The 20,353-nt window shown below is 69.3% G+C and carries 17 protein-coding genes and 1 riboswitch; of the genes, 13 read left to right on the forward strand and 4 right to left on the reverse strand.

The window, feature by feature from the left end:
• Nucleotide 1: 1 nt before the first annotated feature.
• The gene (locus ACFWZ3_RS03770; protein ID WP_439706446.1) at nt 2–463 is read left to right on the forward strand and encodes a hypothetical protein; all 462 of its coding nucleotides are present in this window, start codon (nt 2–4) and stop codon (nt 461–463) included.
• A 394-nt stretch (nt 464–857) separates the two neighbouring features.
• Here the strand turns inward: ACFWZ3_RS03770 and chaB are convergent, their stop codons facing one another.
• The 4 genes from chaB to ACFWZ3_RS03790 all read right to left on the reverse strand — a co-directional run bounded on the left by chaB (nt 858) and on the right by ACFWZ3_RS03790 (nt 5,643).
• Entirely contained in the window at nt 858–1,085 is a 228-nt protein-coding gene (gene chaB / locus ACFWZ3_RS03775; protein ID WP_439706447.1) for a putative cation transport regulator ChaB, read from the reverse strand.
• Nucleotides 1,086–1,143: 58 nt separating this feature from the next.
• Nucleotides 1,144–1,767 carry a DNA-3-methyladenine glycosylase gene (locus ACFWZ3_RS03780; RefSeq protein WP_439706448.1) on the reverse strand — a complete coding sequence of 208 codons (624 nt, stop codon included), beginning with the start codon at nt 1,765–1,767 and terminating at the stop codon, nt 1,144–1,146.
• 256 nt (nt 1,768–2,023) lie between these two features.
• The gene (locus ACFWZ3_RS03785; RefSeq protein ID WP_439706449.1) at nt 2,024–4,282 is read right to left on the reverse strand and encodes a DUF5916 domain-containing protein; all 2,259 of its coding nucleotides are present in this window, start codon (nt 4,280–4,282) and stop codon (nt 2,024–2,026) included.
• A 107-nt stretch (nt 4,283–4,389) separates the two neighbouring features.
• Complete coding sequence (locus tag ACFWZ3_RS03790) at nt 4,390–5,643, reverse strand: multidrug effflux MFS transporter (RefSeq protein ID WP_439706450.1); 1,254 nt, start codon at nt 5,641–5,643, stop codon at nt 4,390–4,392.
• 96 nt (nt 5,644–5,739) lie between these two features.
• A riboswitch (Fluoride riboswitch) is annotated at nt 5,740–5,820 on the forward strand.
• A 70-nt stretch (nt 5,821–5,890) separates the two neighbouring features.
• On the opposite strand from ACFWZ3_RS03790, the gene crcB reads away from it, so the two are divergent.
• The 12 genes from crcB to ACFWZ3_RS03850 all read left to right on the forward strand — a co-directional run bounded on the left by crcB (nt 5,891) and on the right by ACFWZ3_RS03850 (nt 20,290).
• Nucleotides 5,891–6,280, forward strand: coding sequence for a fluoride efflux transporter CrcB (gene crcB, locus ACFWZ3_RS03795; RefSeq protein WP_439706451.1), 390 nt, complete (start codon nt 5,891–5,893; stop codon nt 6,278–6,280).
• A gap of 19 nt (nt 6,281–6,299) precedes the next feature.
• A complete protein-coding gene (locus tag ACFWZ3_RS03800; protein WP_439706598.1) occupies nt 6,300–6,626 on the forward strand; it encodes a DUF190 domain-containing protein in 327 nt (108 codons plus the stop codon).
• A gap of 29 nt (nt 6,627–6,655) precedes the next feature.
• On the forward strand, nt 6,656–7,780 hold the full coding sequence (cfa, locus tag ACFWZ3_RS03805) for a cyclopropane fatty acyl phospholipid synthase (RefSeq protein ID WP_439706452.1): 1,125 nt from the start codon (nt 6,656–6,658) through the stop codon (nt 7,778–7,780).
• Nucleotides 7,781–7,857: 77 nt separating this feature from the next.
• Nucleotides 7,858–7,992 carry a hypothetical protein gene (locus tag ACFWZ3_RS03810; RefSeq protein WP_439706453.1) on the forward strand — a complete coding sequence of 45 codons (135 nt, stop codon included), beginning with the start codon at nt 7,858–7,860 and terminating at the stop codon, nt 7,990–7,992.
• An 86-nt stretch (nt 7,993–8,078) separates the two neighbouring features.
• A complete protein-coding gene (locus ACFWZ3_RS03815; protein WP_439706454.1) occupies nt 8,079–10,400 on the forward strand; it encodes a winged helix-turn-helix domain-containing protein in 2,322 nt (773 codons plus the stop codon).
• Nucleotides 10,401–10,481: 81 nt separating this feature from the next.
• The gene (locus tag ACFWZ3_RS03820) at nt 10,482–11,429 is read left to right on the forward strand and encodes a TraB/GumN family protein (protein ID WP_439706455.1); all 948 of its coding nucleotides are present in this window, start codon (nt 10,482–10,484) and stop codon (nt 11,427–11,429) included.
• Between the two features lie 187 nt (nt 11,430–11,616).
• A complete protein-coding gene (locus ACFWZ3_RS03825; protein WP_439706456.1) occupies nt 11,617–12,552 on the forward strand; it encodes a hypothetical protein in 936 nt (311 codons plus the stop codon).
• A 29-nt stretch (nt 12,553–12,581) separates the two neighbouring features.
• Complete coding sequence (locus tag ACFWZ3_RS03830; protein ID WP_439706457.1) at nt 12,582–13,331, forward strand: M15 family metallopeptidase; 750 nt, start codon at nt 12,582–12,584, stop codon at nt 13,329–13,331.
• 2 nt (nt 13,332–13,333) lie between these two features.
• On the forward strand, nt 13,334–13,720 hold the full coding sequence (locus ACFWZ3_RS03835) for a hypothetical protein (protein WP_439706458.1): 387 nt from the start codon (nt 13,334–13,336) through the stop codon (nt 13,718–13,720).
• Nucleotides 13,721–13,776: 56 nt separating this feature from the next.
• Nucleotides 13,777–18,687 (forward strand): VWA domain-containing protein, encoded by a 4,911-nt coding sequence (locus ACFWZ3_RS03840; protein WP_439706459.1) that lies wholly within the window; start codon nt 13,777–13,779, stop codon nt 18,685–18,687.
• Entirely contained in the window at nt 18,621–19,871 is a 1,251-nt protein-coding gene (locus tag ACFWZ3_RS03845) for a hypothetical protein (protein WP_439706460.1), read from the forward strand. Before ACFWZ3_RS03840 ends, ACFWZ3_RS03845 begins: the two co-directional genes overlap by 67 nt.
• A gap of 35 nt (nt 19,872–19,906) precedes the next feature.
• Nucleotides 19,907–20,290: a hypothetical protein gene (locus ACFWZ3_RS03850; protein WP_439706461.1), complete on the forward strand. Its 384-nt coding sequence runs from the start codon at nt 19,907–19,909 to the stop codon at nt 20,288–20,290.
• The last annotated feature ends 63 nt before the right edge of the window (nt 20,291–20,353 follow it).

Here is a 20,353-nt window from a genome sequence, read left to right on the forward strand (position 1 = left end):
CATGAACACTCCCGACGTCCTGCGCCTGGCCGACATCGGCTTCGAGACACCCACCGCCCTGCTCGCGCGCCATGGCCTGGCGCTGCATCGCGTGCCCGCCGGCGAGCCTATTCCCGGCAGCTACTGGGGTGAGGAAGAAGCCGGCCTCATCGGCACCGACGTGTACGCACGCGACGACACGCCCGTGCATTCGGTCCTGCACGAGGCCTGCCACCTGCTGATGCTGACGCCGGAACGGCGCAGCCAGGTACACACGGACGCCACCGACTCGGTGGAGGAAGAAGACGCCACCTGCTACCTGCAGATCCTGCTCGCCGATGAATTGCCGGGCGTCGGCCGCGCACGGCTGATGGCCGACATGGATGCCTGGGGCTACAGCTTCCGGCTGGGATCGACGCGGGCGTGGTTCGAGCAGGATGCGGCCGAGGCGCTGGCGTTCCTGAAGACCCGCAACCTGGCCTGACGCTTCAGCTCCCTCTCCCCTGCGCGGAGAGGGTTGGGGTGAGGGGCCGGGGCTCGCGAGGAGGGTTGCTGCGCGTTACGAAAGCCGGCGCCTGCAAGTTTCCCGCAAGGCTTCCCCCATCCGCCCTTCGGGCACCTTCCCCCGCGCGCGGGGGAAGGACGGGTGCGTGTCACTTCCGCCGAGGCGCTGGCGTTCCTCAAGACCCGCAACCTGGCCTGACGCTTCAGCTCCCTCTCCCCTGCGCGGAGAGGGTGGAGGGCGAGGAGCGAGGGCTCGCAAGGAGGGTTGCTGCGGGTTACGAAAGCCGGCGCCTGCCAGTTTCCCGCAAGGCTCCCCCCCCCCCTCCGCCCTTCGGGCACCTTCCTCCGCGCGCGGGGGAAAGATCGGCTGCGTGTCACTTCCGGTGCCACTTGTCGTCGTCGCCCTTCTCGTACTCGTTCTTCACCGCCGACCAGGCGACCTTGAACGACACCTCTTCCTGCGATTCCTTGCCCCGGCGCTTGTCCGGATCCGCATACTCGTCCCAGGCGCTGTTGAACGCCTCCTTGAAGATGTCCTGCGCGTGCGCCGGCAGGTTGTCGCGCACGGACTCGGGCAGATCGCGGGTGGATTTGTACGGCATGGCCGGGCCTCCTCGGTGGGATGGACGCCACCGTCCGCCTGCCAGGATCAAACGCGCGTCAACCACGCTTGCCGGATACATGCCGCTCGCCGGCCACATACCATCGCCAGGGCTCCTCGGCCGCGCGCGTGATGCCGATCCGCGGCGATGCCGCCGGTTCGGCCGGCGGCGGCACGCCATCGTCCACAACGGTGAAACCGCCGGCTCCCTCGACCAGGTCGACACCATCCCGTGCCCCGTCGATCCCCAGCGCCTGGCACAAGCGGGCCGGCCCACGGCAGAGATCGCGGTCGTGCCTGCAGTTCGGCCGCGCCGCCCGCATCGCGGCCAATCCGGTCAGCGGCGCCAGCGCGCGCAGCAGCACCGCCACGCCCTCGCCCTCCTCGCCGCACACGGGGTTGCAACACCAGTGCATGCCATAGGTGAAGTACACATAGAGCAACCCGGGCGGACCGAACATGGTGGCGTTGCGCGCGGTGCGTCCCCGCCACGAGTGCGCGGCCGGATCGATCGCGCCGCAATAGGCCTCGGTCTCGACGATGCGCCCGCTGCGCCCGTCCGCGTTCAACAGCACCTTGTTGAGCAACTCGGGCGCGACCACGCGCGGATCGCGCGCGTAGAACGCCCGCGGCAGCACCGTGGCAGGATGGCCGAGCAGCGAGGCGATGAAGTCGGGGGTCATGCGCACAGCATGCCGCGCGTGGTGTCAACGTTCGACCGAGGCGGGGAAAGTGGGAGTCTTCCGCAAGACGTTCCCCATCCGCCTTTCGGGCACCTTCCCCCGTCAAACGGGGGAAGGATCAGCGCGCGCGGCTCCACGCCGTCCCTGATGCCGCGCCACCGAGCCTTCCCCTGCAAACGCGGGGGAAGGTGCCGACAGGCGGATGGGGGCGCCTTTGGGAGCGAGGCGCCGGATGCGGTGGCCCGTTCCGCGCCGATCAAAGCTCGAAGCGGTACGCCAGCTTGACCAGCAACTGCTCGCTGTCGCGCAGATCGAAGCTGCGGCTGAACTGGCTGCCGGCTTCGCGGTAGAGCGGATCGAACGCGTAGCCACCACGGCCGTACACCACGTACAGGTCCGACAGCGGCGCCAGCTCGTAGCGGTAGCGGATCTGGAAGCCGAGGTTGCGCACGCTGAAATCGTTGACCGGATCGTCCACGGCCACGGCGCGCATGTCGCCATTGACGCGGTAGGCCTGCAGCAACTGCGCGTCCAGCCCCAATGCCTGCAGCTTGACGCGCAGTTCCTGGCGGCTGCCGATGTTCCAGTTGACGCCCGCGTCGAGCATCACCTGATGGCTGTCGAAGCTGCCGATGAGGTTGTCGTGCTGCCAGACCAGCCAGTCGGGGTTGAACTGGTAAGTCACGCCAGTGAAGACGCTGAAGGCGTCGTTGATGAAGTAGGTCGGCTGGAAGGTGGCCGCATAACCGATGCGGTGCAGGCCGACCCGGTCGCTGCCCATCAACTCCACTTCCGATTCCCACGCCCAGTTGCCCTTGCGCGGGCTCTGACGTTCCCAGTCCAGCACGGCATTGAGTGGCGTACGCAGGGCGCCGTGCCCGCGGGTGAGTTCGTCGTCGTGCGCAGGCGCGTTGAGGTTGAGCTGCCAGTCGGCCTCGCCGCCGTCGCGCAACTGGCTCTCGCGGATCACCCGGAACTGCCGCTGCAGCGACAGGCCGTGGTCGTTGTCCATGCCGACCACGCGCCAGTGCCACACGTGCGAGGCGTAGCGCGAGTCGGCCGGCAGGTCGGCGAAGCGGCGGCGCACCTCGTAGTGGACGTAGTTGAGGCTGTTGCGCGGCAGGTAGCCGAAGTCGTTGAGGTCGAGCCTGTCGTCGAAGTGCATGCCCAGCCACTCCTGGGTCCAGCGCTCGTTCATTTCGTACTCGACCACCGACGTGGCGCCGTAGCCGCGCGTGGTGGTGCCGTGCTGGTCGATCGCGCTGCCGACCACGTTGCTGGTGACAGTGAGTTTGTCGTTGGGCTGCCAGCGATGGTCGATGCCCAGCACGTCGGCGTCGCGATCCAGCCACGGGCGATCCACCCGCGTCGCCTCCATGCCCAGCGTCTGCGAGCCGAAGTCGTGGATCAGCCGCAACGCCGAGAAGGTGCGCCCGGCGTCGCCGCTTTCCTGCGCCGCCATCACGCCGTAGCGGGTCGCGCCCACGCTGCCGTTGAGCTTGAGCGCACCGGTCACGTCTCCCGAGCCGTTGCCGTCATCCGACGGCCCGCCGACGCGGCGGGTGTAGATCAGCTGGCTGTTGTCGATCAGCATGCTGAAGTCGAAGATGCCCTGGTTCTCGGTGAAGAACGGACGCTTGTCGGTGAAGAAGGTTTCTTCCGCGCCGAAGTTGACCACCAGGTCGTCGCTTTCCACCTGGCCGAAGTCCGGATTGATCGTTGCGGTCAACTGGGTCTGGCCGTTGGGCTTCCAGAAGATGTCCGCGCCGCCGTCGAAGGTGTTGTCGCCGCGCACCTGGTCGCGGATGGCCACCGCGTACGGCGTGATCGCGAACAGCGACTGCGTGTACGCCGGCAGCGTCACCGGCGTGAAATCGGAGAGGAAGCGCGGCTTGTTGAAGCTCGCCACCGGCCAGGCGTCGCGCTCGCCGGTCGAGCCGATCACGCGGTCCAGGTACAGCCCGATGGTGCGCTCGCCGCCGACCGCCTTGCGCATCGGCGCGATGTACCAGGGGATCAGCATCTCCACCGACCAGCCCTGCGCATCCTCGCTGACGGCGTGCTTCCAGTTGCCGTCCCAGTCGGTGTTGAAGCGGCTCTCGTTGGTCAGCACTGCATCGTTGAGGTCATCGGTGAGGGTGACCATGAAGTTGTAGCCGGTGCGCCCGTCGCCATCGAAGTCGACCATCAGGTTCACGCGGTCGACCTGAGCCTGCTCGTCGCGGCGGATGCGCTGGTGCGTGCGCGGCACCCCGGGCGGCTGGATGCAACGGAACGCCACGGCCAGGCCCTCGGGCGTGGACAGCACCCAGGCCTCGGTCGGCAGACTGCCCGGCTCGCCGTTGAGTGGCTGGGTCTTGCGGAAGTCGGTGATGCGCCTGGCGCCCTGCCATTCGACCGGGTCGATGTGTCCGTCCACGTCGACCGCCATCGCTGGCGTGGCAAGCAGCAACGCCAGCGGCGCCAGCGCGCGCAGGGCAAGGGATCGGGACGAGCGTCGGTCGGATGGGCGCATCGGCAAGGCAAAGCGGGGAGATGGCGACAAGCATAGGCAGCCGCCGCTGGCCCGCCGACTGGCGAAAGTCACGCTGGCGCCGGTGTCCGCGGACACGCCCGCGGCGATCAGCGAGGTTCGGCGATCTGCGCCTGCAGCGCAACGTCCCGCGGCGGCGGCGTCCGCGGCTCCCGGGTGACGCGTCGATACCAGCGCCACGACAACGCACCGATCACCGTCAGCACGCTCGCCCCCAGCGCCAGGTGCAGGAGGCTGCCCGAAAGCAGCGGCGAAAGCACGCCCGCCACGGCGCCGTTGAGCAGCAGGCTGGCGAAGGCCTGCACCGAGGAGATGCCGCCGCGCTTGTGTGGAAAGCGATCCAGCAACAGCAGCGTCAGCGTCGGGAATGCCAGCTGCACGCCCACGCCGTGCAGCACCAGCGGCAGCATCGACCAGGGCAGCCGCGGCTGTGGAAACCCGATGGCGAGGACCACGTGCAGCGCGCAGGCCAGCAACATCACCGCATAGCCGAGGTTCACGGTGAAGCCCACGCCGCGGCGGCCGGCCAGCCGGCCCGATACCCAGGCGCCGCCCACCAGCCCGATCACCACCGGGACGAACAGCCAGGGGAAACCCTGCGCCGAAAGGCCCAGCAGCTCGCGGATGATCCGTGGCGCCGAGGCAATGAACAGGAACAACCCGGCGAAGTTGACCGAAGAGGAGACCAGCAGCGGCCAGAACGGCCGGTCGCGCCCGAACGCGATGTAGCCGGCAAGCAACGGCTTGAACGCGAAACGACTGCGCGCCGCCGGCGGGTGCGTTTCCTCCAGTTGCCAGAGCAGCAGCCCCGCCAGCATCAGCGTGAAGCCGGTCAGCACCCAGAAGATGCCGTGCCAGCCCCCGAGCCCGAGCAGCTGTGCACCCACCATCGGCGCGATCACCGGCGCCACGCCGAAGATCATCATGACCTGCGACATCAGCCGCTGTGCCGCCTCGCCTTCGAGGCTGTCGCGGATCACCGCGCGGCCGACCACCAGGCCGGCACCGGCGCACGCACCCTGGATGCCACGGCACACCAGCAGCATGCCGAAGGAGGTCGACAGCGCCGCACCGGCCGAGGCCAGCGCATACCCGAGCATGCCCGCCACGATCACCGGCTTGCGTCCGGCCGCATCGGAGATCGCGCCATGGAACAGGCTCATCACCGCATACGTCAGCAGGTAGACGCTGATCAACTGCTGCAGCGCGACCTCGTCCACGGCGAAGCGCGCGCCGATCAGCGGGAAAGCCGGAAACACGGCATCGATCGAGAACGGGCCGATCATCGACAGCGCGGCCAGCAGCCAGGGCAGGCTGCGCCGGATGGGGGGAGGAGGGGTCATCGGATGGCGCCGGGGGAGCGGTGGCGAGTATGCCACGGGCTCCGAGTTGCCCCAGGCCGGAAGCGATGGCCTGGCACGCGGCCATCGGCTAGCATCCGCCGGATGGGAGATGGCATGCCTCCCGTTCCTCGCGGAACGAACCGCCCCGACCGAGGGGTTGATGATGCCTGCACACCGGACGCTCCGGGTGCGGGCGCGTGCCCGCGGCGCAGAGGTCCGGATTTCGACCTTTCAGGGAGGCGCTCTCGTGGGCTACACCGGATTCCTTGCGATCGGCTTCGGCGGCGCGCTCGGCTGCTGGCTGCGCTGGCTGCTCGGCAGCCTGCTCAACCATGTCTTTCCCACGCTGCCGCCCGGCACGCTGGCCGCCAACCTGCTCGGCGGCCTGCTGATGGGCGGCGCGATGGGCGTGTGGGACCATTTCCAGACGCTGCCGCCGGAACTGCGCCTGTTCGTGTTCACCGGTTTCCTGGGCGGCCTGACGACCTTCTCCACGTTCTCGGCCGAATCCTCCACCTTGCTGTTGCGCCAGCAATATCTGTGGTTCGCCGGCCACCTGCTGGTGCACCTGGTCGGATCGATCGCCCTGACCCTGCTCGGCATCGTCATTGCGCGCGGCCTGTTGCGCGCCCTCTAGGAGGCACACCGTGAGCGACATGACCACCGAAGGCGTGCAGCTGTGCTTCTACGTCCACCTGCGCGCGCGCCACGACGGCCGATTGCTGTCCGAATGGCTGCTGGAGCAGGCCAGGCGGCTGGGCATCGGCGGCGGCTCGGTCTTTCGCGCCACCGCAGGCTTCGGCCGCCACGGCGTGCTGCACGAGGAAGCCTTCTTCGACCTCGCCGACGACCTGCCGGTGAAGGTCGAATTCCTGCTCGCGCCGGCGCACGCCGATGCCCTGCTCGCGCACGTGCGTGAAGCGGGCATCCACGCGGTGTATGCAACCTCGACCATACGCTTTGGAGTTCTGGGCGCGCAGTGAGGCGTGCCGCCATTTGAAGGAGCGTTGTAATGCCCTTCCGCCAGCAGTCCCTCAAGCAACGCGCCATCGACCTGCTCGCACTGGCCGGTGTGCGTGCCGCCGACAAGCCACCCTGCGATGTGTGCGTGCATGACGATCGTCTCTACGCCCGCGTGTTCGCGCACGGCTCGCTGGGGCTGGGCGAGGCCTACATGGACGGCTGGTGGGACAGCGCCGACCTGCCCGGCCTGTTCACCCGCCTGCTGCGCGCGCAGATCGACGAGGAACTGAAAACCCTCGACACGCTGATCGCCCACCTGAAGGCACGCTTCGTCAACCTGCAGCGCGGCGAACACGCCTTCGAGATCGGCAAGGCGCACTACGACCTGGGCAACGACCTGTTCCAGGCGATGCTGGGCGATCGGCTGGTGTATTCCTGCGGCTACTGGGCCGAGGCGGACAACCTGGACGACGCCCAGGTCGCCAAGCTCGACCTGATCTGCCGCAAGCTGCGGCTCAAGCCCGGTCAGCGCGTGCTCGACATCGGCTGCGGCTGGGGCGAGGCACTGAAGTACGCGGCACAGAAGTACGGCATCGAGGGCGTGGGCATCACCGTCTCGCAGGAACAGGCCGCCTACGCGCAGGCGCTGTGCGCCGGGCTGCCGGTGGAGATCCGCCTGCAGGACTACCGCGAACTGGACGAGCCGTTCGACGCGATCATGTCGATCGGCATGTTCGAGCACGTGGGCGCGCTCAACTATCGCAGCTACTTCGAGGTGGCACGGCGCTGCCTGCGCGAGGAAGGCCTGTTCCTGCTGCACTGCATCGGCAGCAACGGCGCACCCTCGCGGCCGGATCCGTGGATCGAGAAGTACATTTTCCCCAACTCCATGATCCCGGCGATGAGCCAGACCGCCAGCGCACTCGAGGGCCTGTTCGTGGTCGAGGACTGGCACAACTTCGGCGCCGACTACGACAAGACGCTGACCGCGTGGCGCGCCAATTTCGACGCCGCGTGGCCGGCGCTGTCGCATCACTACGACGAGCGCTTCCGCCGCATGTGGCACTACTACCTGGCCGTCTCCGCCGCCGTGTTCCGCAGCCGGCGCGACCAGCTGTGGCAGCTCACGCTCAGCCCCCGCGGCGTGCCGGGCGGCTACCGCGTGCCGCGCTAGGCGCGTCCGCGGCACCACTCATTTCCGCCTGCAGCCAGGCCGCCAGCGTTGCCAGTTCGTCGCGGCGCATCGGGCGCATGCACCAGGTGGCCGCGGAGTACGGCGAGTTCGGTAGCGAATCCCTGGCCCGGCCGCTGGCCGCCGCGGAAGCGCAGGTCGACCGGCTGGTCGACCAGTTGCTGCACGTGCCGCGGGACGCCGCGCGGCGCTGAACCCCCTGCGCGAATGTGGTAAACCTCCGGGCGGGGAACCGCAGGGAAAGAGACGCGGCACGATGCAGGGAGAGGGGCCAAACCAGGTGTCATGGCAATGCGGCGAGTACACGATCGTGCCCGCCTGCCGGCGCCTGCTGCGCAACGGAGAACCGGTCGACCTGGAAGCGAAGGTTTTCGACCTGATCCTGCTGCTGGTGGAGAACCGCGACCGTGCCGTCGGCAAACAGGAGGTCGTCACCGCCCTGTGGGGTCACCGCCCGATCACCGACGCGGCGCTCAGTCAGTTGCTCTACAAGGCCCGCCGCGCGCTCGACGACGATGGCGACCGGCAGGCGGTCATCCGCACCGTCTACGGCCGCGGCCTGCAATGGGTTGCCCCGGTCACTACGGGCCATGACCAGCCGGTCCACGTCGATCCCGAGCGCCCTTCGGCGCCCCTCGACGTCACGCCACGGCCGGTGCGCCGGCGCAGGCTCTGGTTCGCCCTTGGTGCGCTGGTTCTGGCCGGCCTGCTGTCGATCTGGATCGTCCCGCGCAGCTTCGCTCCACCCGCACCACCGAAGCAGCGCCTTGCGTTGCTGCCGATAGAAAACGGTACCGGCAACCACTCGCTGGACTGGACCACGCGCGGCCTGTCCGGGCTGGTCGCAAGCCTGCTGGGCACCAGCCGCGACATCGACGTGGTCGATCCGCTGGAGGCTGCGCGCGCCTGGACCTACACGCCACCGCAAGGCCGTGACCATGCCGCACACGTGCGCTACGTCACCGGTGCCGACGTACTGGTGGGCGGTCGCCTGACCCAGCTGGCCGACAAGCTTTACCAGCTCACGCTACGGATCGATACCGGTAACGGACATGCGCCCGCGACCTTCGTCCTGAGCGGCAGCGATCCGGCCGTGCTCGGCGTCAACGCGACCGCTCGCCTGCGCCGCGAGCTGAAACTCGACCCACCCGCCGCCTCGCCCTTCAAGTCCACGCCCGAAGACGCCTACCTGGCCGCCACGTTCGCGCGCGGCATGGACCTGGCGATGCATGGCGACTGGCTCGACGCCAAGCCCTATTTCGTTGTGCTGGCCAGCGGCGCGCCGGACTTCCTGCCCGGTCGCTTCCAGTTGGCCCAGGCCCAGGCCAACACGGACCAGCCCGACGATGCCGACGCCGGTTATGCCGCCGTGCTTGTCGAGGCCCAGCGCCAGCATCAGCCCGCGATGGCCGCGCGTGTACTGATCGCGCAGGTGAATCAGGCCGACCACCGGCACCAGAACACGGTCGCGCTGAAGATCGCAGGTCAGGCCATGACCACCGCGCGCGAGGCCGAAGACGACGAGTTGCTGGCGCGTGCGCTGTTGGCCAGCGCCAACATCCGCGCGCGCCTGAAACAGACCACGCTCGCACTGCAGGAGCACGCACAGGCACGCGCGCTCGTCACGCAAGGCACCATCCGCGGGCTGGAGCCCTTGCTGCACAACACGGCGGGTTACATCGCGGACGCCAGGGGCGATACCCCCGCCGCGATTGCCGCGGCCCGAGCGGAGCTGGCGGCCGACGAGGCCCTGGGCAGGGAGCGCTCCAGCGCCATCGCCAGTTTCAACCTCGCCTACGCGCTCTCCAACAGCGACCATCCACTGGAAGGCGTGCCACTGCTGGCACGCACGTGGAACTGGTCCAGCCAGCATCACGACGCCCCACTGCAGGTCGCCACCGCCAATCTGCTGACGACCGCGCTCTACGACCTTGGCGCCTATGAGGAACTGCGGCCGCTCGTCGACACGGCCACACGACTGGCACGAGCGCAGGACAATGCCTTCATGCAGGCCCGCCTGCTCGACATGAGCGCAGGCGGCGAGTATTTCAGCGGGCATCCGACCAAGGCGCTGGCGCTCAGCCGCCAGGCCAGTGCCCTGATCGATCCGGCGCAGGGGCCGGAGGACGCGCTCCAGAGCAGCGTGATCGAGGCCTTCGTCGCGATCGCGGTGGAGCCGGCATCGCTCGCCGGCATCGAGCGCCGCGTCGAAGCGATGGCGCGACACCTGCCTGATCCGTCCGGGGCGCACTTCAACCGAGCCGTGGTGCAGACACTGGCGAACGCTGCGCGCGGCGACCACAAGGGCATGCAAGAGGCATTCGCCGCCGCCGCGCACAGTCCAGGCGCATCGCGCGACTTCCTTCACGCCCTTGCACTCCAGCTGGCGTTGGCCAGGCACGAGGACGCCGCGGCACAGGCCTGGCTGGGCGACTTTGATGTCGAGTCGCCCGACGCCACTGCCGATACGTTGCGCCTGTATATCGCCTGGGCCAAACGCCACGGCGATGCCGCCGGCGCACGGCGCGCGCAGGCGCGGCTGGCCTCGCTTCGCGCGACCGCCCTTGCCGCCCTGGCCAAGGTGCCCATCGATCAACCATGAACCCGCAGCGCGGGCAGCGACGCTTGAAGCGCCCTCGGCGCGCACGGATAGTGGCCCCCGGAACCGACCAGACGAATGCCCATGAAACATCGCCTCGCCAGCCTGCTTGCCGCGCTCGACTTCGCCCGTTGCCGGGCTCTGCGGCAACGTCGGCGATCCCGGGCGGGAGGGTACACGCGGTCTGCCGCGCTGATGCTCGCGCTCGCCATCGCGGCGCCTGCCCAGGCCCACCCGGCGCTCTGGGCGATCAAGGACCAGGACACCACGATCTACCTGTTCGGCACGGTGCACCTGCTGCCGCACGACGCCGACTGGCACTTCGCCGCGCTGGACAAGGCACTGGACGACAGCCAGGTGCTGTACGTGGAGATCGTCGACGACGACCAGGCCAACATGGCGGCGCTGGTGATGCGCTACGGCATGGACATAACCCACTCGCTTTCCGACCTGCTCACGCCGTTCGACCGTGGACGGCTGGAACGCGCCGCGCGACTGGCCGACATTCCCGGCGGCGTCGCTGCGCTGAACATGATGCGGCCGTGGCTGGCCGCGCTCACCCTCACCGTCGCACCGCTGACCAAGGCGGGGCTCGACCCCGCCCAGGGCGTCGACAAACAGCTGCGCGCGACGATGGAAAAGGCGGGCAAACCGGTGCGCGGGCTGGAGACGGCCGAGCAACAGATCCGCTTCCTGGCCGACATGCCCCAGACCATGCAACTGGCGATGCTGCGCTCGACCTTGCGCGATACCGACCGCGCCACCGCGGACCTGGCCGCCATCATCCGGGCCTGGAAAGAAGGCGACGACGCCGCGCTCGCCCGGCTGGAAAACGACCTGATGCGTCGCGAGACGCCCGAGCTCTACCAGCGCCTGCTGGTAGAGCGCAACAAAGCCTGGGCCAAACGCATCATCGACATGCTGCAGCATCCCGGAACCGTCTTCATTGCGGTCGGCGCAGCCCACCTGGCCGGCCCGGACAGCGTGCAGTCACAGCTCGCCGGGGGCGGCATCACCGCACGACGGCTGTAGGGAGCGCCCCCCGTCGGGGGTCGGCGAAGCGCCACGTCGGATACCACAAGTCATTGATCCTACTTACAAGTAAGGATTCGTAACGATCCCCTCAGAGGGGCATCAAGCCTGCGCCGGCATGGATCGGTTGCGATACGGGTACGCCGCGATCGGCGGTGCGTCCCGCAACACAGCCAGGCCTCCGGACATGACCCACCAGCACGCCCTCCATCGCGCCGCCGCATGGCGGCCCGGCCATCTGATCGTCGCCTGCCTCGCCGCCACCACCGGCCTGGCCCTGTCGCCACCGGGCGCGGCCGGCGACATCTCGCCCTATGACATGAAGGAGAGCCCGGCCACGCTGGTCTACTCCATCGACATCCGCGGGCACGCCCACCAGGGCAATGCCAAGCTCGGCACCTTCCGCGACACCACCGTGCAGCGTCACCTGGACGGCACCGTGCACTTGAAGGGCACGCAGGGCACGGTGACGGGCGTGGACAACGCCCAACAGATGATCGAACAGACCGCCCCTGCGCGGCAGCTCATGACCCCGGCGATCCAGCAAGCCATGGCCACCTGCGGCGAGGACGAGGCCTGCATGACGGCGGCCATAATGAAGCTGTCGGCCGATATGAAGCACAACCATCCGGGCGTGCTCGAAGGCGCCACGAAAGCGAAGGCGAAGCTGAGCAACCACGGCCTCGGCAACTGGACGATCAACGCCACCGACCCGCGGTGCTCGCTGCACGCCCTCACGCAGGGCACCACCCACTTCCGCACGATCGATGCCGGCGAGGGCTACGGCGGCTACGTCACCGGCTCGCAGAAGCGCCACGGCGAGGGAAACCGGGACTGTGCCGCCGGCATGGCGCTGGACAGCGTGCCCCGTGCCAGCGCCAAGTGGAACGGCGACACCCGGATGCTGGAACTGAAGTTGCCGGGCCTGACCGTGGACGAGCAGACCACCGACGCCGACGGCACCACGGACACGGCAAAAGTCACCATCCCCGACGTTTCCCTGGATGCCCTGCGCTGGACCGGCAAGGGTCCGCAGAGCGGCCAGCAGACCCGCCAGGTCGAGGCGGGCGATGTCCCCGCCACCATGACCATCCGTTGGACCTTCACCCCCGGCAAGGCCTGACCATGTGCGCGGATCTGCGAAGTGGCCGGGTGGCGTCGCTGGTCCTGGCCTGGGCACTGTGGACCACCGCTGCCTACGCCCGTGCCGCAGCGCCGGCACGATCGCCCCACTACGTCCAGCGGGCGATGCACGTCGCGGCACGCCTGGGCGCCGCCCCCGGCTATGCGGCCGCACACGGCTGGGCCCTGCAGCCCGAGGCGCCGACGCTGGTGCACGTCGGGCGGGACGTCTACGGCCGCCCGCTGCAGCTGGCGCCCCGGGCCGCGACCGCCATGCGCGCCATGGTCGCGGCTGCGGCCCGCGATGGGGTTGTCCTGGAAGTCGTGTCCGGCTTTCGCAGCTTCGAGCATCAACGCCGCCTGTTGCGCCGCAAGCTCGATCGCGGCCAGCCGCTCGCCTCGGTCTTGCAGGTCAATGCCCTGCCCGGTTACAGCGAACACCACAGCGGCCGTGCACTGGACCTCACCACACCCGGCATGCCGGCGGCCGACGCGGCGTTCGCACGCACGCCGGCCTACGACTGGCTAGTGCGCCACGCCGTCGAATACGGCTTCGTGCTGTCCTACCCGGCCGGCAATCCCCAGGGCATCGCGTTCGAGCCCTGGCACTGGCGTTATGCCGCGCCGGCACCCGCCGCAGCAGGCCGGTTGGCGCAGACGCCATCCGCGCGGCTGGACACCGGCAATGCCTTTGCGCAAGACGCTCCGGAACCCACTGCCGAGGCGACGCTCGCCGGCACCTCGGCACGCACCCACCCCATCGTCCAGGGATACCCATGAACATGCGCACCTACCCTCTGGCCCTCCCGTTACTCCTCCCGTTCGCCGCGTTCGCCGTCCAGGCGCATGCGCAGGCGGTGCCGGTCAGCTGTTCGGGCAAATCCATCGCCACGATCGAGGCCCTCGCCCGCCACGATCACGACGGCGCCCGCCGCTACCTGGACGCCGCGCTGCAGTCCAACTCGCAGCAGATGGAGCCGATGTGGGACGCCTTGATCGAGCAGAACTGGGGGCCTTACCGCTCGCACGGCGTGCCTGAGGAAATCGCCAACGGCGACCACACCACCACGGTCCGCCTGCCGCTGGAGTTCGACCACGGCGCGACGACCTCCACGCTCACCTGCGACCCGAAGGCCGGCGGCGCCATCGTCGAATTTTCCCTGTTGTAGCGGCGGCCCCGCGTCGCACGTCAGGCCACCGCCCGCGCCATCAGAAGGTACGCAACATGATCAGGACCGGCACCGCCGTGAAGCTGCTCGCCGTCGTCGCAGGCGTGGCCCTTGCCACCGGCGTGCTGTGGTGGCGCCACGGGCAGGCGGGCCAGCCAGACGCCGCCGCGCAGCCCACGACGCTCGTCGCCACGCAACGCCCCGTCGCCTCTGCGGCGCCGGCCCGGGCGGCATCGGCAGCCGTCGCGCCCGCGCGCAGAACCTATCCCGTCGGCGCCTGGGACATGGCCGTCCCCTACATCAACCCGTTCGGCGCGCAGAAGGCGTATGGGCAGATCAAGCACGCCGCCAACGCGCGCCTGGACCTGCGTTACGTCGACAGGGCCCACATGGAGACCGTCCGCTCGACCAGCGGCGAGACCTGGCAACTGCAGGTCGACTGGCACGACAAGTCCACGCCCGCCCTCGACGACCTGTCGCGCTACATCGCGCAACTGGGTGGCGAGAGCTTCCCCGGCGGTCGCGACGGCCTGGTGGTGCACGCGCGCGACGGCGCGGGCGAGGATTGGTGGGGCATCGCCGAGCCGCAGGGCGGCGGCTACCGGTTGACCGTGTGCAAGCAGCTGCAGTTGCGCGACGGCAAGGCGCTGACCTTCCGCACCGCGGATTTCAGGGACGGCACGATCTACTTCACCACCGAGAACCCCGGGCACCGCTTCCAGAGCCTGAAGCTCGGCCTCGCCGATGGCGCGGTCACCCTGCATGGCCAGAACACGTTCCTGCAGGGCCGCTACCGGCGCGACCTCCACTACCAGCGCGCGCTCTACGCCTACAAGACGCACGACTACACGCTCGACGACCTGCCGCAGGACAGCGACCAGCCGATCCAGTGGAAACTCCAATGGAGCGGCAAGACGGATCCGAAGCAGCTGACCGTCACGCTGGAGGAAGGCGATGACCTGATGCCGGTGCACGCCGGCGAGCGCCTCGGCGCGCTCAAGGTGCGCGGTGCGGCGCTGGGCGAGGTGCAGGTGCGCGAGCCGGCCGGCATTTCGTTGCATCACCCCGAACTGGACCGCACCGGCACGCGCACGCCCGAGGGCGACACGCTGTTCTGGCTGCCCTCGGGCTACTGGAACGTCACCCTGGTGCCCAACACCCTCAAGGCCACCTCCGACACTCTCGCCACCCGGCTGGTGCCGGTCAGTGCGGGACAGATGACCGTGCTCGACGTCGGCTCGCTGGTCGAGCGCGCCTACCGCAATCCCGCGATCGACACGGCCGCCGGCACCGGCAGCCAGTTGCGCATCCTCGATGCCGCCGCGCACGGCGACAGCGCGACGGTGGACTTCATGCTGCAGGACGGCAGCGGCGCGAAGCTGGTACCCACGCCCGCCAACACGCACATCGTCGAAGGCGGGCAGGACGCCCGGGTGCTCGGCATCGAGCGCCTGAAGACGCCGCCCAGCCTGGTGCTGGTGCTGGACTCCTCCGGTTCGATGGCGCGCTCCATGACACGCGTGCTCGCCTCGGCGCGCGATTTCGTGCGGGGCCTGCCGGACGGCAGCCGCGTGCAGCTGATCGACTTCGACTCGCAGATCCGCCCGCTCAAGGGCACCGGCAAGGCCGACGCGCTACGCAACCTGGGCGGCATCCGCGCCAACGGCTCGACTGCGCTGTACGACGCGGTGCTGGCCGGGCTCAAACAGCTCGACGGCGAGCAGCGCCCGACGCTGGTCGTGTTCACCGACGGCGTGGACAGCCGCGAGGACCACTCCGGCAAGGGCAGCAGCGCAACCAGGGCGCAGGTGAAGCAGGCGGTGGCCAACGCGCACATCCCGCTGTTCACCATCGGCTTCGGCAAGGGCCACGACGGCAGCACGCTGAAGGAGCTGGCCGGCATGTCCGAAGGCACCTACTACCCGGCCGACGACACCGCCGCCCTGCAGCACGTGTTCGCCTCGATCAACGACCGCCTGGGCAACCGCTACACCGCCACCTACGCGCGCCCGCGCGCGGCCGCGCCCTCGGACCTGCCGGTGATCACGCTGGCGACCGACGTCAGCCTGTCGATGGACACCGCGCCCACCGGTGCCGGTTGCGACTATTGCAACTACCGCATCGACAAGATGAAGAACCTGTTCCACGCCTTCATCGAGCAGATGCCGGCGAACAGCCTGGCGCAACTGATCAGCTTCTCCGGCGCGGTCAACGTGCGACAGGTGTTCACCCAGCGCAAATCCGACCTGCTGCAGGCACTGGGCAGCCTGGACACCGGCCCCGGCACCGACATCCTCGGCTCGGTCAACAAGGCCTACCTTTCGCTCAAGGAGGTGCCGGCGCAGAAGCGCGTGATCGTCTACCTCACCGACGCCGCGCTGGACGTGGCCAAGGACGACCGGCCGCAGTTCGACCAACTGCTGCAGAAGATCAAGGCGGCCGGCATCCAGTCGCTGTGGGTGGGCATGGGCACCGGCGCGCCCGATGCGCCGTTCCGGCATGCGGCCGAAATGTCCGGAGGACGGTTCGTGATCTCCGAGGATCCGGCCGTGCTCGGCAAGGCGCTGGCCGACGTGCTCGCCAGCGCGCGTGCCCGCCCGGCCGGCAAGGCGGCGCTCACCATCACCGTGAACGGGCCGGCCACGGACGGCCACGCACGCCACGATGCCGATACGCAGTTGCTCGACTTCCCGGTGCTGCGCAGCTCCACGCAGCGCTACGCCTTCGACACGATCCGCTACCGCACTGGCCTGAAGGCCCCCCAATACGGCGACGCGGCCGCGGCACTGGTGTACGGCCGCGACATCCCCAGCCAGGACGTGATCCTGACTAAGCGCATCACGCTCGATGCCGGCGGCACGAACCAGGCGATGCAGTGGCACGCGCGCGAGCTGTACCTGATGAAGCGCTTCCACGGCATCGACGCGCCCGGCGGCCAGGTGTTCCTGGCGCTGGACATGACGATGAAGAACATCCAGGCGGAAGGCGCGACGTATCTGATCCCCGACTTCGCCTCGCACTTCTTCGTCACGGTGAACAAGGCCGGCGCGTGGCCCGCCTCGCCGGCCACCTGGCTGGCGCAATCACCGCTGGCCGCGCCGGGCGAGAACGACATCCGCCTCGCGCCCGACCAGACCGTGCACGGCGCGCTGGTGTTCCTGGTGCCCGATGTCGCCATCGACCAGCTCTCGGCGGATTTCTACGACACCGCCAACGGCCACATCACGCTGCCACTGGTCGGCGCGCCGGTGCCGCGCGAACTGGCGCTCACCGCGTTGCCCCGGAGCACCGCCCGGCAGGCGGACACCTTCGCCATGCACCTGACCGCCAGCGAGGACCTCGGCCGCATCGAGGACGTCGCCGCCGGCGCAGACAGCGTATTCAAGATCATCGAGGCGCGGATGGATTCGAAGATGCAGGCGGACCTGCACCTCGCGCCGGCGCAGCGGTTCCTGCTCCGCGTGGACACGCCGCAGGGCCCGTTCATGCTGCCGGTGAACAACGCGACCTCACGCCTGCCGTTCGGCTTCCTGTGGCCGGTCACGCTGGCGCCCGGCTCATCCAACCAGGTGCGTTTCGCCTTCCAGCTGCCCGCGGCGCTGAAGGACGCGCCGATGGGCCTGTACTGCGACCTGGCCGGCGGCGCGTCGCTGCTTCCGGTCGCGGGCGGCAGCGCAGGCACCGCGGCGACGACCGGGCCGACCTTCCACGCCAAGGGCATGGACCTGACCGTCAATGCCTTCGCGCCCGCCACGTCACCCAACTGGCCCTACGGCAACTACGTGGTCGCCGACGTCACCGTGGCCAACACCCAGCCCGGTACTGGCCTGTCCGGCCTGCGCGGCGCCTTTACGCTGGTGCCGGACGGCACACCGCCCGCGGACGGCCCGGCGCAGGCATGGCCCGATGCGCTGACCGACCGCACGGCCCTGGGCATCGACCGCGACTGGCAGGTGTTCGACGGCGGCCGCCGGCGCGGGCTGCTGGTGTTCGCCATCCCGCGCGCCTGGGGCAAGCGCGGCGTCACGCTGCAATCGAGCTTCTTCCCCGACCTCAGGCTGCCGCTCGCGAAGGCCGCCTACGCGCAGGGCGGGCTGCTGGTCGATCGCGTCGAGCCGGCGGTCGACCGCCGCTTCGAGCACGCGCTGGCGATCGCCCTGAAGGACACCATCGCCACCCATCGCGCGCAGGTGGCCGCCAGCCAATCGCCACCGACCACGGCCGCCGGCCCGGCGCAGGATGCCCCGGTGCCGCCGCCGGCGCTGGCCGGCACCATCAAGCTCAACGCCGTCGCCAGCCTCGCCGGCGCACAGGCGCTGCTGCGTTCGTTGCGCTGGCTGCCTTCGCCTGACGCCTACTGGTATTACCGCAGCGCGCCGGAGTCCGTGCTCACCCAGGGCTGGGGCAACGAGGGCGACCTGGCCCACCTCGCCGGCGGCCTGCTCGCGCGGCTCGGCTATGCACCCCAGCTGCGCGCGGTGACGCTGACCGACGCCGGACGCAAGGCGCTCGCCACACTCGGCCACATCGACCAGGCGAAGGAGACCTCCCTGCCGGCCTGGTCCTACACCGACGCCAAGGGCGACGCGAAGCTGCTGTTGGTGCCGTTCATGCGCGACCTGTCCGAACTCGGCGGACTGGCCTTCCTCCCGGCCGACCAGGACGACCGCACGATGACGCCGCAGGAAGCACAGATCCGCGTCTACTTCCAGGTCCACCCGCGCCAGGCACGCGGCCTCACCGCCATGACCGGAACCATGGCCGACGCGCTGACCGGCGCCAGCGCCGGACCGGCCAGGGACAAGGACGTGCGCGTGCTGCGCACCACGCTGGCGCTGGACGCACTGGGCCGCGCGCCGGTCGACATCCGCGTCGGCGCGCAAAAGGGCTCTACACCGCCGTGCTGGAAAACCAGACCCTGCAGGTGCCCGGCGACGCCTACGTCGACCCGCACCAGTACACCGTGACCGGCGCGCGCATCGAACTGGCCCTGCCCGGCCACACGCTTACGCATGCGATCACGCTCAAGAAAGGCCAGGACATCGCCGGCGTGTTCTTCACCCTCGCCGCCAACCTGCCGGACCTGCCGCCGGAGGCCGCCGCACCACTGCAGAAGGCCGCCGACGCCGCCTACCACGCGGTCGCCAGGCCCACCGTGCATACGGCCCTGGACTGGTACACGCGCAGCATCGTTTACCGCTTCGTCGCCGGCCAGAGCCGTTACGAGTCCGACCTGGCGCAACAGCTCGGCGTCACCGCCGGCCGCACCGACCGCGCCCGCGCGCTGTTGATCACCGTGCAGCGCTACGGCGATCCGTCGCGCCTGCGCACCAGCGTCGACCTGATGCAGTCGGCCAACGACCTGCACAGCGGCGAGCCGGATGCGCGCCACGCCTTCAACCTGATGAGCGGCATGTTCGCCTCGCATCTGGAAGGCGCCGCACTGCCACTGCAGGGCGCTGACTATGCCGAAGTCTGGAGCCGCAGTCCCGCCGACACCCGGTTCCTGATGAGCCTGCGCGAGGGCCGCGCCGACGATGTGAAATACATGCAGGCGCAAGCCATGCCCGCCACGCTGATCGCCCGGGCGAAGGGTTCGGACAAGGTGCTGCTGGTGCCCACCAGGCCGGCCCGCATCTACGGCGAGGATCGCTGGGCCTGGTTGGAAATCGACCCGGACACCTACGAAACCATCGCCCTGACCGATACCGGCGAGCACGGCAGCTTCGCCGACTACGTGATGGCGCTGGAACCGGTCGCCCCGAACAACGGCGACTATCTGCAGTTCATGGTCGGCGGCCTGGTCGGCATCGACACCGCGGTCTGGAGCGTGAGCGCCTTTTCGCTCGAATCACAGGACTACCCCCAGGTCCTGGCCGCAGCCCAGGCCTATACGGCGCAGATCGGCAAGGTGATCGCCGGCGTCAAAGCCATCAAGGACATCAAGGTCTACGAAATCGACCTGGGCCTGATCAAGGGGTCGGTGAAGATGAGCCTGCCCGACATGTCGGCCGACACCTTCGAGCAGTTCATGACCAGCCCGCAGATGAAGGTCGGCGTCAAACAGAACGTGATGACCTTCGCCAAGGGCTTCCAGGCCGGCGCGGCCTATTACTTCAAGCAGGCCCGCGGACCGCGCGGACCCCATTGATCCGGTTCCCGGCACTCAACCAAAGGAAAAAGCCCATGCGCACATCCACGCTTCTCGCCCTGTCCCTCGCCTGCTGCGCGGCAGGCGCCAGCCACGCCTCGACGCTGGGCGACCAGTGCCTCGCCCTCGCACCCAAGTTCACCGAGGCGTTCGTGTCCGGCGACTACGCCACCGCCCACCAGCAATTGAACGGCTTCGCCAGCGCCATGTCCTCGCCTGAATCGCTCAAGAGCGACTGGGCCGACATGAACCGGGAATTCGGCGCCTACGTCTCCCACGGCAAGCCGACCGTGTTCCAGGACGACGGCAAGGACGCCTTCGTCCGCACCCCGATGACCTTCGCGCACCGTGCCGTGACCGTGCAGGTCGTATGCAGCAAGGACACCCACGGAAAGATCGGCAGCCTGGCGTTTCTGTGACGCCCCCGGGGCGGGACGAGGCTCGACCTGTCCCGCCCGCGGCCGATCTGGCACCATCGGCCG

Origin of the sequence: Frateuria sp. GZRR35, assembly GCF_051900415.1 — a bacterium.
Classification (GTDB): Bacteria; Pseudomonadota; Gammaproteobacteria; order Xanthomonadales; family Rhodanobacteraceae; genus Frateuria_A.